We start from the raw sequence: 15,699 nt of genomic DNA on the forward strand, positions 1-15,699 counted from the left end.
TCACCACGTTTCGGGCAGGGCTCCACGCCTGCTTCCAGGAGGACGTTGCATGACACAGCCAGCACAGATCAAACGCGGCGTGAGCCTCTACAGCTTTCAAGAAGAGTTCTTCCTGCGGAAGATGACCCTCGAAGATTGCGTCGCCGCCTGCGCGAGGATGGGCGCCTACGGCATCGAGACGCTGGCCGAGCAGATGATGCCGGGCTTCCCCCACCTCGACGACGCCTTCTACGACGGCTGGCACGCGATGATGGCGAAGTACGGCACCGTGCCCGTCTGCCACGACATGTTCCTCGACACGAAGCGGTTCAAGGGCCGCACCCTGACGCTCGACGAGCAGGTGGAGTCGGTCGTGCGGGACCTCAAGCACGCGAGTCGACTGGGCTGCACCGTCATGCGGGTGCTGGTGTTCGTGACGCCCGAGGTGCTGGAACGCTGCGTGCCCTATGCCGAGCAGTACGGCGTGCGGATGGGGCTGGAGGTCCACGCGCCCCTGCACTTCGACCACCCCTGGATTCTGCGGCACCTGGAGAACATGGAGCGCGTCGGCTCGCCCCTGCTGGGCTTCGTGCCGGACATGGGCATCTTCACCGATCACTACCCGCCCGTGATGATCGGCCGCTTCCTGCGGCAGGGGGCGACGCCCGAGATCGCCGAGCACATCCGGCGGGAGTACGACCGCCGCACCCTCGCCGAGTACGTCATCAACGACGTGCGGGAGATGGGCGGCAACCGCGTCGATATTGCGATGGCCGAGGTCCTGCGCCACAACCTGTGGTCGAATCCCCGGCACCTCCTGGAGCACATGGACCGCATCTTCCACGTCCACGCCAAGTTCTACGAGATGGACGAGAACGACCAGGAGACGAGCCTGGGGTACGAGCAGGTCATCCCGATTCTGAGGCAGGGCGGCTTCTCGGGCTACCTCGCCAGCGAGTACGAGGGCAACCGCCACATTCAGGACGCCTTCGAGGTGGACAGCGTGGAGCAGGTGCGCCGCCACCAGCGGATGCTCGCCCGCCTGATCGGCGAGCGGGAGGTGCAGCATGTTTGACCGCTACATCGTCGTGGAGGACACGCTGAGGAACGTGGTGGAGGGCGGCGATGTCGTCGGCGTGCAGTTCGGCGCGCGGCTGCCGTACTACCGGGGGCTGGGGCTGTCCATGATCGAGGCGGTGGACGTGACCCTGGGCGGCGAGCCCGTCCCGGTGGAGGACGTGTCGGTCACGCTGGGTGGCCGGACCTATCCCGTGCGCGAGATGGATCACGAGCCGGAAGCCGTCTGGAACTTCGGCGAGGTGGGCACGGTGACGGTCAGGAAGCCGGGCGGATTGCCAGAAGGCGAACATTCAGTCGGCGTCCTCTTCCGCCTGCGCGTCTCCTACCTGCCCATGATGCTGACCGGCCAGGACCGCAAGACCCTCCCGCTGGTGGGGACGTGACGGGCCCACTCGAAACCGACGTGCTCATCGTCGGCAGCGGTCCGATAGGTGCAACCTTCGCCCGGGTGCTGTCGGAACGTTCCCCGCAGACCCGCGTGCTGCTGATCGACGCCGGGCCGCAGCTCACCGCCCGCCCCGGCCTGCACGTCAAGAATATCCCCGACCCCGCCGAGCGCGAGCGGGCGCAGGTGCGCTCCCAGGGGCCGACCCAGTACAGCTACGGCACCCCGACACCGGCACAGCGGGCCGAGGCGGGGGAGGAGGCGGGCGGGGGGGCCCCCACGCGGCCCGGCCTGCTCGCCCGCCCCGGCACCTTCCTGCTCGGCAGCCCGGAGATGCCCGCCGCCGCCCTGTCCACCAACGTGGGCGGGATGGGGGCACACTGGACCTGCGCCTGCCCCCCGCCCGGAAATACGGAGCGCATCGACTTCATTCCCGAAAAGGAGTGGCAGGCGGCGCTGGACCAGGCCAACCGCATCCTCGGCGTGACACAACAGGCCTACCCCGACACCGACGCGGCTCGGGCGATCCGCCGGGCGCTGATGGACGCCTTCGGGGAGAGGTTGTCCCCCGAGCGGCCCGTCCAGCCCATGCCCCTCGCGGCGCGGATGGAGGGCGGCGAGCGGCGCTGGGCGGGCGTGGACGTGGTGCTGGGTCCGCTGGCGGAGGAAGGGCACGGCGCGAAGTTCACCCTCCGGTCGGAGACCCTCTGCCGCCTCCTCCTCGTGGACGGCGACCGCGTGACGGGCGCGGTCCTCGAACACCTCCCCACGGGAGAGCGGGATGAGGTGCGGGCGCGGGTGGTCGTGGTGGCCGCCGACTCGCTGCGGACCCCGCAACTGCTGTGGGCGTCGGGCATCCGGCCCCCGGCGCTCGGGCACTACCTCAACGACCAGCCGCAGGTGCTCGGCGCGGTGCAACTGAACCCGGCCCTCCTGCCCGAGCATCCGGGACCGGCGGCGGGCGGCGTGTCCTGGGTTCCGTTCCACTCGCCGGGGCACCCCTACCACGGCCAGGTGATGGAGCTGGAGGCCTCCCCCATCCCCATTCCCGTGGAGCACGACACCGGCACACCCGTCGTCGGCCTGGGCTGGTTTTGCGCGAAGGAGGTGCGCCGCGAGGACCACGTGGCCTTCTCAGAGAGCGAGACGGACCACCTGGGTCTCCCCCGCATGACGGTCCACCACACCCTGACCCCCGCCGACGAGGCCGTGATCGAGGGGGCGCGCGCCGAGATCGAACTCGCGACCCGCGCGTTGGGCCGCCCGCTGACGAACGACCGGCCCTTCCTGCTGCCCTCCGGCAGTTCCCTGCACTACCAGGGCACCGTCCGCATGGGCGAGCGCGACGACGGGGAGTCCGTGTGCGACGGCCACTCGCGGGTCTGGGGCTACCGGAACCTCTTCGTCGGGGGCAACGGCGTCATCCCGACCTCGACCGCCTGCAACCCCACGGTCACCAGCGTGGCCCTCGCCGTCCGGGCCTGCGACGGCATCACCGCCCTGCTGGCCGAGCGTTCGGGGGAGCGCGTCGGAGCGGGCTGACCGGCAAGAGGGGTTGCGCCCGCCCTGCTCACGTGTCATATTTGATCAAACATCAAAGATAAGTCAGTATGGTGGGCGGAGCCCCACCGGAGAGGACGATCATGATCCAGTTGCTGTCTCACCTCGCCCACCTGGAAGTCACCACCCCCGACCTCGACGCCTCGGTGCGGTTCTACGAGGAGCAGATGGGGATGCGCGAAGTGGAGCGGGACGGCGATTCCGTGTTCCTGCGCTGCTGGGGCGACTACTACACCTACAGCCTCGTCGTGACGAAGGGCGAGCAGGCCGGCCTCGCCCACATGGCCTGGCGCACGAGCAGCGCAGAGGGATTGCAGGAGGCCGTGCGGCGCATCGAGGCCGCCGGCGTGCAGGGCGAGTGGCGCGAGGCCGGGCACCGCCACGGGCGGGCCTACCGCTTCACTGGCCCCTACGGGCACGTCATGGAGCTGTTCTGGGAGGTCGAGAAGCACCGGGCCGAGGGCCAGCACCAGTCCCAGTACCCCGACCGGCCCTCCCGGCGCACGAACCACGGGGTCGCCCCCCGCTTCCTCGACCACGTGACGGTCGCGGCGAGCGACGTGAAGGGCTTTGCGCGGTGGTACAGCGAGACGCTGGGTTTCCGCATCATGGCGTATACCTCGCTCGACCACGCGCCCGTCACGGTGTTCAGCGTGCTCACGACCAACGAGAAGTCCCACGACCTCGGCGTGGTGCTCGACGGCTCGGGCGTGCCGGGCCGGGTGAACCACATCGCCTTCTGGGTGGACACCCGGGAAGAGCACCTTGTCGCCGCCGACGTGCTGCTGGAGAACGGCACCCCCATCGAGTATGGCCCCTCGATCCACGGCATCGGCGAGCAGACCTACCTGTACTTCCGCGAGCCGAGCGGGCTGCGCGTCGAGCTGAATACGGGCGGCTACCGCAACTACGTGCCCGACTGGGAGCCCTACGACTGGAAGCCCGCGCAGGGGAGCAACAGCCTGTACCGCAACTCCGCCATGCCCATGAGCATGACCGAGAGCTTCCCGCCCGCCCCCGGCCCCAGCGCGACCGAGGAGGGGGCCCTCCCCGGCACCGAGGACGACCTCGCCCGGGAACTCGCCAACCCCTACGGCGCGCACGGTCGCGGCTAAGCCTTCCCCATGCGCGTCATCGATCTGTCCGTCCCCATTCAGCCCTCGCCGCCCGGCGTGCCCGAGTTCCAGCGGGTGAGCATCACCTACAGCGGCAACGCGCAGGGCGGCGCCGAGATCGAGCAGATGTTCGGCGTTCCCCGCGACCTGCTGCGAGGCGGAGAGGGCTGGGCGACCGAGACCTTCACCAACTTCGGCACCCACTCCAGCACTCACGTGGACGCGCCGCTGCACTACAACTCGACCATTCAGGGTGAGCCCGCGCAGAGCATCGACCAACTGCCGCTGGAGTGGTTCTTCGCGCCCGGCGTGGTGCTCGACTTCCGGCACAAGGCGGACGGGGACGCGGTGACGGCCCAGGAAGTGCGGGCGGAACTCTCCCGCGTCGGCCACACGTTGGAGGAACGCGACATCGTGCTCATCCGCACCGGGCGCGACGAGTTCTACGGCCAACCCGACTACTGGCTGCGCGGGCCCGGGGTGAGTGCCGACGCGACCCGCTGGCTCTTCGCGCAGGGCGTCCGGGTGATGGGCATCGACGCCTGGGGCTGGGACGCGCCGCTGGACAAGCAGGCCGCCGCCGCCCGCGAGGGGAACGCCCCCGGCGTCTTCTGGGCCGCCCATCAGGTGGACCTGCCCTACTCGCAGATCGAACGGCTCGCCAACCTCGGCGCGCTGCCCTCCACCGGCTTCCAGGTGGCCTGCTTCCCGCTGCGGCTGGTCGGTGGGAGTGCCGCGCCCGCCCGGGTCGTCGCCATCCTGAACTGAGCTGTTCGACGTCCGGGGCCGCTGGCCGTCCCCCCGGACGCCACGGCCCCTCTCCTTCCCCTGGAGTCCCCATGCGTATCGCCCGAATCTCCCTTTCCACCCCCGACGGACCCCAGGCACGGATCGTCGTCCAGGAGGGCGAGCAGGCCCCCCTGGTGGACGTGCGCCGCCACTACGGCCTGAGTTTGCAGCGCCGGGGCGCCACCCCACAGGCCGCCCTCGACCTCGCCCGCCTGGTCGTGCCGGGCAGCCTCGCCGCCGCCCTGACGCACGGCGACCTCTTCCTCGACGTTCTGCGTGCCGCCGCCCACGACACGGGCGGGGACGCCGTGGCCGGAGAAGGTTCTCTCCTCTCCCCCATCGACCCCGCCACCTTCCGGGACTTCCTCGCCTTCGAGGAGCACATCGTCAACGCGTCGGCCCGCAGCGGCGGCACCGTCGATCCCGTGGTGTACGAACTGCCCATCTCCTACCTCGGGAGTGCGCCCGCCTTCATCGGCCCGGACGCCACCATGCCGTGGCCGACGTACGCGCAGTCGCGGATGGACTACGAACTCGAACTCGGCATCGTGATCGTGCGGGGCGGGCGCAACATCCTTCCCACCCAGGCGGACGCACACATCCTCGGCTTCACGGTCCTGAACGACTTCTCGGCGCGCGACATCCAGCTTCGGGAGATGAGGGGCCGCCTGGGGCCGAGCAAGGGCAAGCACTTCGCCTCCGCCTGCGGCCCGGTGATCGTCACGCCGGACGAACTCGATCCCCACGACCTGCGTATGACCGCTCGGGTGAACGGCGAGGTCTGGTCGCAGGGCAGCACCTCGACCCTGATGTGGACGGTGCAGGAGATGGTCGCGTGGGCCAGCGCGAGTGAGCCTCTGGTGGCGGGGTCCCTGCTCGGCAGCGGCACGGTCGGGCGCGGCTGCGGCATGGAACTCGGGCGGGAAGTGAAGCCCGGCGACGTGGTGGAACTCGACATCGAGGGCATCGGCGTGCTGCGCAACCGCATCGGCCACCCCGACGGGCAGGGCTGGACGCCGACCCGCCGCACACCCCGTCTCACCGAGGTCTGAGCATGTTCGAGTACTTCCCCAAGAACTACGTCTGGAACCTCGCCCTCAACCTGGCGATGGAGATGGGCGCCAGGATCGGCGAACTCGACGAGATGTGCCGCCCCCTGCTGGAGGTCTCCCAGCGCGGCGACGACGAGGGCACACGGATGTTCCTTCAGTCCTGGGAGCACATGGGCGACAAGCTGATCGGTCAGGCGCGGGAGGACGAGGCGAGGGGCCGACTGATCAGCGCCGGGACCAAGCTGGGCCGCGCCGCGGTCTACCTCCTCACCGCCGAGCGGATGCAGGCCCGGGACTACGAGCCGAGGAAGGCGCTCTACGCCAAGTTTCAGGACTGCTTTCAGCGCGGCGTGAGGCTGGCCCACGAGAACTGCGAGCGGGTCGAGATTCCCTACGAGGGGGCTCATCTCGCCGGTCTGTACACGAGGGCGGAGGGCGTCTCGGGTCCCGCTCCCCTCCTCGTGCAGGTCAACGGCCTGGACAGCACGAAGGAGATGCTCTACCGCGTCGGATTGCCACAGCATCTGGCGAAGCGGGGCATCTCTTCTTTGTGCCTCGACCAACCGGGCACCGGGGAAGCCCTGCGCCTGCACGGCCTGACCGCCCGCCACGACTCGGAGGCGTGGGCGAGCAAGGTCGTGGACTACCTGGAGACGCGGGACGACATCGACCCCAAGCGGATCGGGTTGCAGGGCGTGTCGCTGGGCGGCTATTACGCGCCGCGTGCGGTGGCTTTCGAGCCCCGCTTTGCCCTCGGCGCCGTGTGGGGGGCGAACCACAACTGGGGAGAGGTCCAACTCGCCCGCCTGAACCGTGAGGGCGAGCGTCCGGTGCCGCACTACTGGGAGCACGTGCAGTGGGTGTGGGGCGCGGGCAGCATGGACGAGTTCATGGCGCTGATTCCCAAGATCACGCTGGACGGCGTACTGGACCGCATCCGGGTCCCCTTCCTCGTCACGCACGGGGAGCAGGACCGCCAGATTCCGCTGAAGTACGCTCATCAGACCTACGAGCAATTGGTGAACAGCCCCGACAAGGAACTGAAGGTGTTCACCGAGAAGGAAGGCGGAGTGCAACACAGCAGCGTGGACAACAGCGCCTACGGGCTGGACTACATCTCGGATTGGGTGGCCGAGCGCTTGGGCGGGCACGTCACCTGAGAGGAGCGGGGGACATGAGTGAGGTCAGGAAGGTCTTGATCGTGGGCGGGGGCATCGCCGGGCTGGTGCTCGCCTCCATGCTGCGTGACCGCGGCATCGGCGTGGACATGGTGGAGATGAACCGGGCGTGGAATGCCTACGGGGTGGGCATCATCCAGCAGGGCAACGTGGTGCGGGCGATGGCGCAGGCGGGGCTGCTCGACCGCTACCTGAGCGCGGGCTTCCCCTTCGAGGACGTGGAGTTCTACAGCCCCGACGGGGTGAGGCGGGCCCGCATTCCCGGCGAGCGGCTGGCCGGGGCCGAGTACCCCGCCAACATGGGCGTGCGCCGCTCGACCCTGCACGAGACGCTGAAGGAGGCCGCGCTGGAAAAGGGGACGGACGTGCGGCTGGGCGTGACCGTAGAGGACTTCGACCAGCACGAGGGGCATGTGGACGTGACCTTCACCGACGGCGAGGCGGGGCGCTACGACCTCGTGGTCGGCGCGGACGGGGCGTACTCGAAGGTCCGGACGCTGCTGTTCGGGGACCGCTACCGCCCGCAGTTCGTCGGCCAGTCGGTGTGGCGGCACAACTTTCCGCGCAGGCCGGAGGACGACGCCCTCCAGACCTACCGGGACACCCAGGGGAACTCGGCGGGCGTCGTGCCGCTCTCGCAAGACCTCGTGTACCTGTACGTGACCACCAAGGAGCCGGGGAACCCCTTTCACCCGAAGGAGGAGCTGGCGAAATTGATGCGCGACCGCCTCGGGCAGTTCGTCGGGCGCGTCGCCGAGTTGCGGGAACAGATCACGGACCCGGCAGAGGTGGTCTACCGCCCGATGGAGGTGACCTTTATCGAGGAGGACTGGTTCAGGGGCCGGGTGCTCCTCATCGGGGACGCCGCGCACACCACCACGCCGCACATGGGTCAGGGGGCGGGGATGGCGATTGAGGACGCCGTGGTGCTGAGTACCCTGCTGGAAAAGGATCAGCCCCTGGGGCAGACGCTGCGGGAGTTCATGGACCGCCGCTTTGCCCGCGCCAAGTACATTCAGGACCAGTCGCTGATGATCTGCCGCGCCGAGATGGAGAACGACCACACCCTGAACCACCCCAAGGTGATCGGGGAGATGCTGCACTACACCGCTCAGCCCATATGAGCAACCCCCTCAGGGGCTGGCAGGTCCGGCGGGGGGACATCGGCTTTCTCGGGCGCGACCTGCAAAGGCCCGAGTGCATCCTGGCGGAAAAGGACGGCACGGTCTGGACGGCAGATGGGCGGGGCGACGTGATGCGGCTGGGCAGCGGTGGAGAGCAGCGGCTCATCCTGCCCCAGTCCGCGGGCGTGACCTCCCAGGACTTCGAGACGCGCTACGTGCAGGCCCGGGGCTCCCTGCCGAACGGGCTGGCCTTCACGCCGGAGGGCGACTTTATCGTCGCCAACTGGGGCACGGACGTCATCGAGATCATGTCGCGCTCGGGAGAGGTGCGGACGGTCTGCGCGGAGATCGGCGGGCAGCCGCTCGGCAAGGCGAACTTCCCGCTGCGGGACTCGAAAGGACGTATCTGGTTCAGCGTGACCACCCGCGAGCAGCCGTGGACGAACCAGCTCAACTCCCGGGCGAACGACGGCTACGTGGCGCTGATCGACGAGCGCGGCGCCCGCATCGTGGCGGACGGCTTTTGCGGCACGAACGAGATTCGCCTGGGCGCGGACGAGGAGTGGCTGTACGTGGTGGAGAGCACCGGGCGGCGCATCTCGCGTCTGCGGGTTCAGCCCGACGGGTCGCTGACGGGCCGGGAGGTCTACGGGCCCGACGATCTGGGCGGCCACCCGGACGGCTTCGCCTTCGACGCGCACGGCAACCTCTGGATCACGCTGATCTTCGCCGACCGGCTGGTGGCCCTCACTCCCGAAGGAGAGCTGCTGACCCTGCTGGACGACGGCGACGCGGCGGCGAACGCGGCCTACGAGCGGGCGTTCGCGGCCCGCCAGGTCACCCCCGAGGTGATGGCGGCCAACCACGGCACCCTCTGCCCCTGGATGGCGAGCCTGACCTTCGGCGGGCCGGACCTGCGCACCGTGTACCTCGGCAGCCTGCGGGGCACCACGGTCCCCTTCTTCCGCAGCCCGGTCCCCGGCGCCCCGATGATCCACTGGGGGGACCGTGCCTGACCTCTTCAGCCTGCGGGGCCAGGTCGCCCTGATCACCGGCGGTTCGAGCGGCATCGGCCGGGCCACCGCGCGGGCGATGGGGGAAGCGGGCGCGGCGGTCGTCGTGTCCTCCGAGGACGAGGCGGCCTGCCGGGAGACGGCGCGGGACCTTCAGGGCCAGGGCATCGAGGCCCAAGCGATGCCCTGCGACGTGCGGAACCGGGCTGGTCTGGCCGAACTGGTGGCCGGGACCGTCCGTCACTTCGGGGGGCTCGACGCCGTGGTGCACGCCGCAGGGGTCGCGCCGCACGCCGGGCCGATGGGGGAAGCCACCGAGGACGAGTGGGCGCTGACCATGCGGGTCAACCTGGAAGCGGCGTGGCACCTCTCCACGCTGGTCCGGGGCCCCCTGTTCGCCCGGGGGAGCGGCAGCGTCACCTTCGTCTCCAGCATCGCGGGGGTGCGCGGCAACCGCTCGCTGAGCGTGTACGGCGTGTCCAAGGCGGGAGTCACGCAACTCGCGCGCAACCTCGCCGTCGAGTGGGGCCCGCAGCACATCCGCGTCAACAGCGTCTCGCCGGGGCTGATTCGCACGGCCTTCGCCCGCCCGATGCTGGAGCGCCCGGAGGTGATGGAACGGCGCCTGGCCCTGACCCCTTTGCGGCGGGGAGGGGAAGTCCACGAGGTGGCGGGCGTCGTGGTCATGCTGGCCTCCCGGGCAGGGGCCTTCATCACCGGGCAAAACCTCATCGTGGACGGCGGCACGACGGTCGGGGACGGGAACCCATGACGCGGTACCTCATCACAGGAGCCGCCGGGTTCGTCGGCCGGAACCTCGGGCACGCCCTGCTGGCCCGGATGAGCCCGGAGGATAGGCTGACCCTGCTCGACCGCGAGGTCCCGTCCCCACCCCCAGGGGCGCGGGTGATCGAGGGCGACCTGAGTGAGGCCGCCGGGCTGGAGGCCGCCCTGGCGGCGAGGCCGGAGGTGGTCTTTCACCTCGCCAGCGTGCCGGGGGCCCTCGCCGAGCGGGAGTACGCGCTGGGGCGGCGGGTGAACGTGGACGCCACGCTGGACCTGTTTCAGGGGCTGGCAGACGCCCCGCGGCCCCCCACGGTGGTGTACGCCAGCAGCGTCGCCGTGTACGGGGCCCTCGGAACGTCGCCCGTGGACGGCCGGACTCCCCTGCGCCCGCAGCTCAGCTACGGCACCCACAAGCGCATGATGGAACTCGCGCTGGAGGACCTCTCCCGGCGGGGTGAGCTGGTCGGGGTGGCCCTGCGTCTCCCGGGACTCGTGGCCCGCCCGGGAGAGGGTTCCGGGTTCGGCTCGGCGTTCATGGGTGACCTGATCCGCTCCCTCTCGGCCGGGGCGCCGTCCATCTGCCCGGTGTCGCCGGACGCCACCGCGTGGTGGATGTCGGCCTCCTGCGCGGCGTGGAATCTCCTGCACGCCGCCTCCCTGGGAACGTCCGGCACGTTCACGCTGCCCGCCCTGCATCTGTCCGTGGCGCAGGTCGTCTCGGCCCTCTGCGACCTGTTCGGGGAGGACCGCCGGGCTCTGGTAAGGTACGAGCCGCTGGAGTCCACCGAGGCCGTCTTCGGGCGCTTCCCCCCCTTGCAGACTCCAGAAGCGCAGGCGCTGGGCTTTCGGCACGACGGCAGCGCGGCGCAGCTCGTCCAGGCGGCGTTGGCGGCGCGCTGACCATGCAGCGTGACGGGAAGTGCGAGGTCGCCCACCCTGCGGCATTCGACACTCCGGGTGCGGTGGAAGGAGTCGGGATGCCCGTCGGCCGGTGCGGCGCAAGAAAGCTCACGGGCCGGATGGAGATCGAGACGGGACACCCGGGGCTTCTCCGAAACAGGCCGGCCTTCACCCAGAGGGGGGGGGCGTGTAAAAAACTTGTGAGCGTCGTGAGGGGAGACTCCCTAGGATCAGTGAGGGCGCCCCTCGCTTTTTCAAAGGAGCCGAATGAACAAGCTTTCCCTGGTCCTTGCCGCCACCGCCACCGCCTCCGTCTTCGCCACCTCTGCCGCCGCCCAGACCTCGCAGGTCAGCGGGTACACCACCCTGATCGCCATCGGCCAGGCCCGGGGCATCCAGCCGCCCCTGACCGTCGCCCGGTTGCAGAAGGTGCAGCCGAACACCGCCGCCGCCCGATTGATCGGCGAGAAGCTGCGGATTTCGCCCGCCGCCCTCGCGGGCCTGCTGCGGTACGGCAACACCCTCGCCCCCACCACGCTCGTCACCCAGGCCGTGCTGGAATCGGCGACGGGCAAGACCCTCTTCGAGAGCGCCGTCGCCGGTCTGATCAAGCAAAACCCCAGCCTCGCCGTCAACAACCAGCAGAGCCTCAACTCCCTGCTCGGCGACCCCGCCGCCCTCGCCGCCGCCAACCAGGCCGCCCTCGCCGCCGGACAGCCCGTCACGCCCCGTGGCGGCGGGAACTGACCTCCGCCCACCAGCAGGCCACTTGAAAAGGGAGGGGACGCGCCACGAACGCGTCCCCTCCCCTCTTGTGCCTGAATCTTACTTCGCCAGAGCACGCTCCAGCACGGTCCGCACCGCTCCGAGGGGCGCGGCCTGCTGGGCACCCGGGGCGCGGCCCTGCACCAGCGCCTGCGCGGTCTGGAGGGCCTGCGCCTTAACCTGCTGGGTGCCGAGCTTGGATTCGGTGTTGACCTGCACGAAGGCGAAGGTCGCCGCCTGTCCGGTGCCCGCCGCACCGATCCACGAGCCCTGGCCGCTGATCGTCGCCTGGTTGTTGGTCTTCTCGACGCGGCCGTTCGTGTCGATCATCCAGAAGCGGGTGGAGGTGCTGCCTTCCGGCACCATGCCGATGGTGAGCTGCGCGGTCCCCGAGGCGCTGGCCGATCCGATCAATCCGGTGCCCTGCTCGTCGTCCTTCGCGCAGTCGCTCTGCACGCACCAGGCCATGAAGCCGCCGCCCGCGTTCTTGATGCTGGCGTCCGAATATTTGGTCGTGATGCTCGCCACCCCGTACCGCTTGCTGCCGTCGGCGAGGACCGCCACGAAGACCCAGTCCCCCCGGTAGGGAATGCGGGCGTCGCTCGACTGGGTCACGCTCGCGTCGGGGTTGTAGGGGTAGGACGTGTCGGGCGTGACCGTCCCGCCTCCGCCTCCGCCGCCTCCACAGGCGGTCAGGCCCAGCAGCAGGGCTCCCAGCAGAAAAGCTCTTTTCATCTCTCTTCCTCCTCTTGCAACATGCGGGCCGAATGGGCAAAACGGGGCGCCTCCACATTCGTCTCGGCCCGAGACGGAACGTGAATGGAAAGAGGTGGAATTCTGAACCGTCGTCCGTGGTGAAGATCAGAGGGGGTGTGGGCTACCTCATGAAGATCATCGTCGGAATGGGGATTCTTCGCCGTCAAAAATTTCTCTCTGCCCTCGGCGCGCGCTCTTTACAATGGCGGCACGCTGACCGCTTCACCCGGTCGCGCGTCTTCATTTATGACCAGAACCTTATCCCTCCCCTGGTATGTCTGCGTGCCCCTGGTCTTGCCGCTCGCCTTTCCCATCCGGGGGGCCCTCACCGACCTGCGGGCCGGGCAGCTCGCCCGCGAGGCACAGGCGCGTCAGGACCTCGCCCTGTTCGACGAGGCGCAGGCGCTGCGGCGGCGGGCGGCCCTTCTCAGCCCGGGGGACGCGGGGCTGCACCTGGACGTCGCCGAGGGGGCGCGGGGCCTGTGGTACTTCCGCGAGACCCCGGCCCTCGGGCGGGAGGCGGACGCGGCCTTCAGTCGGGCGGCGGCGCTGAGCCCGCACTGGCCCGTGCCGCACTACGAACACGCCCGGATGTACGCCTTCAAGGGCCAGCACGAACGCGCCCTGAGCCTGCTGGCCCCGGCCCTCGACCTCGATCCCAACAACGCCGGGTACTGGCTGGAGCGTGCCCGCTCGCTGGAGGCGCTGCGCCGCCTGGAGCCCGCCCGGCAGGCCTACGAGCGGTGCTGGGCCATCGACACGGTTCGGGAGTGCGAGGCGGCCCTGAAGCGGCTGGGAGGAGCCTCGTGAGGCCCCGACTCGCCACGGGCCTGGAGGGACTGGCGCTGGCCCTCGCCTGTCTCACCCTGGCCTGGGGCCCGCTCGCGCAGGGCAGCACCTTCGGGTGGGGCCTGCGCGGGCTGACCCTGCTGGGAAGCGTCACCCTCGCCGTCACGCTCGTGGCGCTGGGTGTTCGGGGACAGGTGCGCGCCTCGAACCCCGGGTGGCTCGCCCTGGCGCTGGCCTTCCTCGCCTGGGTCTGGGCGAGCACGGGCTGGGCGCCGTACAAGTGGGAGGCCTACCGCTGGGCGGGCGTGTGGACGGCGGTGATCGGCATGGCGGTCAGCCTGCACCTCCTGGCGACGACCCGGGCGCGGCAGGCGGTCGTCCTGACGGTCATGGTCCTGACGGGCGTCGCCGCGCTGGCGCTCGCGTACCTGCAAACGCGGGGCGTGTTCGTGCCGGGTTTCGAGTATTACCCGGGGGCCGGACCCAACCTCGTGACGGGTCCCTACTTCAACCCCAGCCACTTCAGCGGCTTCCTGATCCCGGTCGCGGCCCTGCTGACGAGCCTGATCCTGTTGACGCGCCCGCACCTGCACACGCTGGCCCTCGCCGGGCTGCTGGCCGCATTGCACTGGCTGAACCTCAAGACGGACGCCAGCAGCATTCCGGCTGTATTCCTCGCCACCGCCCTGCCTTTTCTTGTCTGGGTGTGGACGAAGTGCAGATGGGTTGGGGCGACCCTGACAGGGCTGGCTCTGGGTACGGCCGTTTTCGGCGGTGTGTTTTTCCTGTCTCCCCAAGGCCAAGCACTGTTCGCCCAGCACAAAAGCCAGATCGGTCTGGCAAATAGCTGGCAGCGTTTCGTCGTCGTACGACAGGCGGTGTGGCGGTACGGCGAGGACATGTGGCAGCAGCACCCGCTGACAGGGACAGGTGTGGGACAGTTCCTCGTCGAAGCGCCCAGGTATCGCGCGGTAGAGCGCGTTGTCGGCACAGGAATGGATGCCAAGGCTGTCAACTACGCCCACAGCGATTACCTTCAACTTCTCGCAGAACTCGGTGTGATCGGCTTGGGCCTCTTCTCGGCTGTGCTGCTGACCCCTTTTCTGCGCCCGCGAAACGCGCGCTCTTTTCTCCTCTGGCCGTCCGCCCTGATCGCCCTGGCCTTCGCCAGCGTGTACGACGGGCACCTGACTGTCCTACCCGGCACCTTTCTGACAGCTTTCGGGCTGCTGGCCCTTGCCGCGACAACGACAACCCGCAAACCTCGTGCCTGCTCGTCGCTTCATAGGGTTCCGGTACATGCTCGCCCGTCCGCACGGGGTAACTTGACGGGGGCTGAGGAGGCAATTCTCCATGTCGACGAGCGCTGAGCACTGAAGAAGACTCATTCTGGGCCAAAGCCTCTTGGCTCGTAACAGAGAGGACATCACGACACCCTGGGCCGTGCCCCTGCCCAACACAGGCCAGATCTTGGGCGGTGGATAACCCACACCAACGGCCTCTTCTATTCACCGAGCCTGGAAAGCGGCCTCCCGAAGGGTGAGTCCGCCCCTCCGACTGATACCAAAACGTCACGTTGGAGCAAAAGATTGTGCGACATGCCCGATGACCGGGCGGGCCATCCTGCGCTCCAGTAATCAGTCCTCCGCTTGGGGCTCGGAGGTGATCAGGAGGGTGGTTGTGAGACTCCCAGCCGTGCCAGCCCAGCATCACCCAGTGATCTCTGGATCGGGCAGCTCGCTGCGCCCGTTCTCTTCCACACTTTTCCCGCGACTTCTCCACACTTTCCCCGCGCCATTGACACCTTTCCCCCGTCCCCGTACCACACTTCTCCCGCGGTAACACGACACTTTTCCCGCGCCATAGTCGCGAGTCAGCCTGGGATAGTGCGGGAAAAGTGTGGCATTTGAGCGGGACAACTGTGGACATCGGGCGGGAAAAGTATGGTTCTTTTGCGGGGAAAATGTGGGATTTTGGCGGGGAAAGAGTGGTACTGAAATCGAGAAACAGCGTCCCAGACGATCATGGGGTATGCCCTTGATTGATCATCAGTTCAACCCTTTGTCTTTGACCTTACTTACAATCAAGGACGTGGACGATCCACGGATCAGTGAATTGGACCTCGCCCGGGCGGGGATCGTCTCGGCCTCGCAGCCCGCGCCCCGGGAGCGCGAGTGGCTGGCGCACTTTGAGGCCAACGGCGTGCGCTATGCGGTCTCTGGACATTCCCATCGCGGGCGGCCCTTCGGAGTGGACGGCGACATCCTGCTGGCTTTGCAGACCCTCTTTTTCAAGGCGGGCTGCCCAGACAGCAACCGCATCCGGGTGCCTCCCAGCGTGCTGCTGGGCATGGTCAACCTCTCGCGCTCGGCCAAGGACTACGTGCGACTGCGGGAAGGGCTGTTGCGGCTCGCCTCGGTGCGCTAGG

16 protein-coding genes are annotated in these 15,699 nt (G+C 69.0%); 15 read left to right on the forward strand and 1 reads right to left on the reverse strand.

Translation table 11 applies throughout. From position 1 onward, the window contains the following. Window positions 1-49 precede the first annotated feature (49 nt). The 12 genes from IC605_RS06535 (at window position 50) to IC605_RS06590 (ending at window position 11,708) form a co-directional block, all read left to right on the forward strand. Entirely contained in the window at window positions 50-1,054 is a 1,005-nt protein-coding gene (locus IC605_RS06535) for a sugar phosphate isomerase/epimerase family protein (RefSeq protein ID WP_216320647.1), read from the forward strand. Beyond that, window positions 1,047-1,442 carry a C-glycoside deglycosidase beta subunit domain-containing protein gene (locus IC605_RS06540; protein ID WP_216320650.1) on the forward strand — a complete coding sequence of 132 codons (396 nt, stop codon included), beginning with the start codon at window positions 1,047-1,049 and terminating at the stop codon, window positions 1,440-1,442. Before IC605_RS06535 ends, IC605_RS06540 begins: the two co-directional genes overlap by 8 nt. Further along, window positions 1,439-2,986 carry a GMC oxidoreductase gene (locus tag IC605_RS25355; protein ID WP_216320652.1) on the forward strand — a complete coding sequence of 516 codons (1,548 nt, stop codon included), beginning with the start codon at window positions 1,439-1,441 and terminating at the stop codon, window positions 2,984-2,986. The genes IC605_RS06540 and IC605_RS25355 overlap by 4 nt, the downstream gene beginning before the upstream one ends. A gap of 101 nt (window positions 2,987-3,087) precedes the next feature. After that, window positions 3,088-4,119 (forward strand): VOC family protein, encoded by a 1,032-nt coding sequence (locus tag IC605_RS06550; protein WP_216320654.1) that lies wholly within the window; start codon window positions 3,088-3,090, stop codon window positions 4,117-4,119. A 9-nt stretch (window positions 4,120-4,128) separates the two neighbouring features. Further along, a complete protein-coding gene (locus tag IC605_RS06555; RefSeq protein ID WP_216320656.1) occupies window positions 4,129-4,887 on the forward strand; it encodes a cyclase family protein in 759 nt (252 codons plus the stop codon). A gap of 71 nt (window positions 4,888-4,958) precedes the next feature. After that, the gene (locus IC605_RS06560) at window positions 4,959-5,960 is read left to right on the forward strand and encodes a fumarylacetoacetate hydrolase family protein (protein ID WP_216320658.1); all 1,002 of its coding nucleotides are present in this window, start codon (window positions 4,959-4,961) and stop codon (window positions 5,958-5,960) included. A gap of 2 nt (window positions 5,961-5,962) precedes the next feature. Next, complete coding sequence (locus IC605_RS06565) at window positions 5,963-7,120, forward strand: alpha/beta hydrolase family protein (protein WP_216320659.1); 1,158 nt, start codon at window positions 5,963-5,965, stop codon at window positions 7,118-7,120. Between the two features lie 14 nt (window positions 7,121-7,134). Next, window positions 7,135-8,262, forward strand: coding sequence for an FAD-dependent oxidoreductase (locus IC605_RS06570; protein WP_216320661.1), 1,128 nt, complete (start codon window positions 7,135-7,137; stop codon window positions 8,260-8,262). After that, window positions 8,259-9,278: an SMP-30/gluconolactonase/LRE family protein gene (locus IC605_RS06575; protein ID WP_216320662.1), complete on the forward strand. Its 1,020-nt coding sequence runs from the start codon at window positions 8,259-8,261 to the stop codon at window positions 9,276-9,278. The genes IC605_RS06570 and IC605_RS06575 overlap by 4 nt, the downstream gene beginning before the upstream one ends. Continuing rightward, entirely contained in the window at window positions 9,271-10,047 is a 777-nt protein-coding gene (locus tag IC605_RS06580; protein WP_216320664.1) for an SDR family NAD(P)-dependent oxidoreductase, read from the forward strand. The genes IC605_RS06575 and IC605_RS06580 overlap by 8 nt, the downstream gene beginning before the upstream one ends. Next, complete coding sequence (locus IC605_RS06585; RefSeq protein WP_216320666.1) at window positions 10,044-10,961, forward strand: NAD-dependent epimerase/dehydratase family protein; 918 nt, start codon at window positions 10,044-10,046, stop codon at window positions 10,959-10,961. The genes IC605_RS06580 and IC605_RS06585 overlap by 4 nt, the downstream gene beginning before the upstream one ends. 267 nt (window positions 10,962-11,228) lie before the next feature. Beyond that, entirely contained in the window at window positions 11,229-11,708 is a 480-nt protein-coding gene (locus IC605_RS06590) for a hypothetical protein (protein WP_216320668.1), read from the forward strand. Window positions 11,709-11,786: 78 nt separating this feature from the next. On the opposite strand, the gene IC605_RS06595 is transcribed toward IC605_RS06590, so the two are convergent. Then, a complete protein-coding gene (locus tag IC605_RS06595) occupies window positions 11,787-12,461 on the reverse strand; it encodes a hypothetical protein (RefSeq protein WP_216320670.1) in 675 nt (224 codons plus the stop codon). A gap of 267 nt (window positions 12,462-12,728) precedes the next feature. On the opposite strand from IC605_RS06595, the gene IC605_RS06600 reads away from it, so the two are divergent. The 3 genes from IC605_RS06600 to IC605_RS06610 all read left to right on the forward strand — a co-directional run bounded on the left by IC605_RS06600 (window position 12,729) and on the right by IC605_RS06610 (window position 15,698). Then, window positions 12,729-13,292: a tetratricopeptide repeat protein gene (locus tag IC605_RS06600; protein ID WP_246580501.1), complete on the forward strand. Its 564-nt coding sequence runs from the start codon at window positions 12,729-12,731 to the stop codon at window positions 13,290-13,292. Next, entirely contained in the window at window positions 13,289-14,641 is a 1,353-nt protein-coding gene (locus tag IC605_RS06605; protein WP_216320672.1) for an O-antigen ligase family protein, read from the forward strand. Before IC605_RS06600 ends, IC605_RS06605 begins: the two co-directional genes overlap by 4 nt. 697 nt (window positions 14,642-15,338) lie before the next feature. Beyond that, on the forward strand, window positions 15,339-15,698 hold the full coding sequence (locus IC605_RS06610; RefSeq protein ID WP_216320675.1) for a replication initiator protein A: 360 nt from the start codon (window positions 15,339-15,341) through the stop codon (window positions 15,696-15,698). The last annotated feature ends 1 nt before the right edge of the window (window position 15,699 follow it).

The organism is Deinococcus aestuarii, from assembly GCF_018863415.1.
Taxonomy (GTDB): domain Bacteria; phylum Deinococcota; class Deinococci; order Deinococcales; family Deinococcaceae; genus Deinococcus; species Deinococcus aestuarii.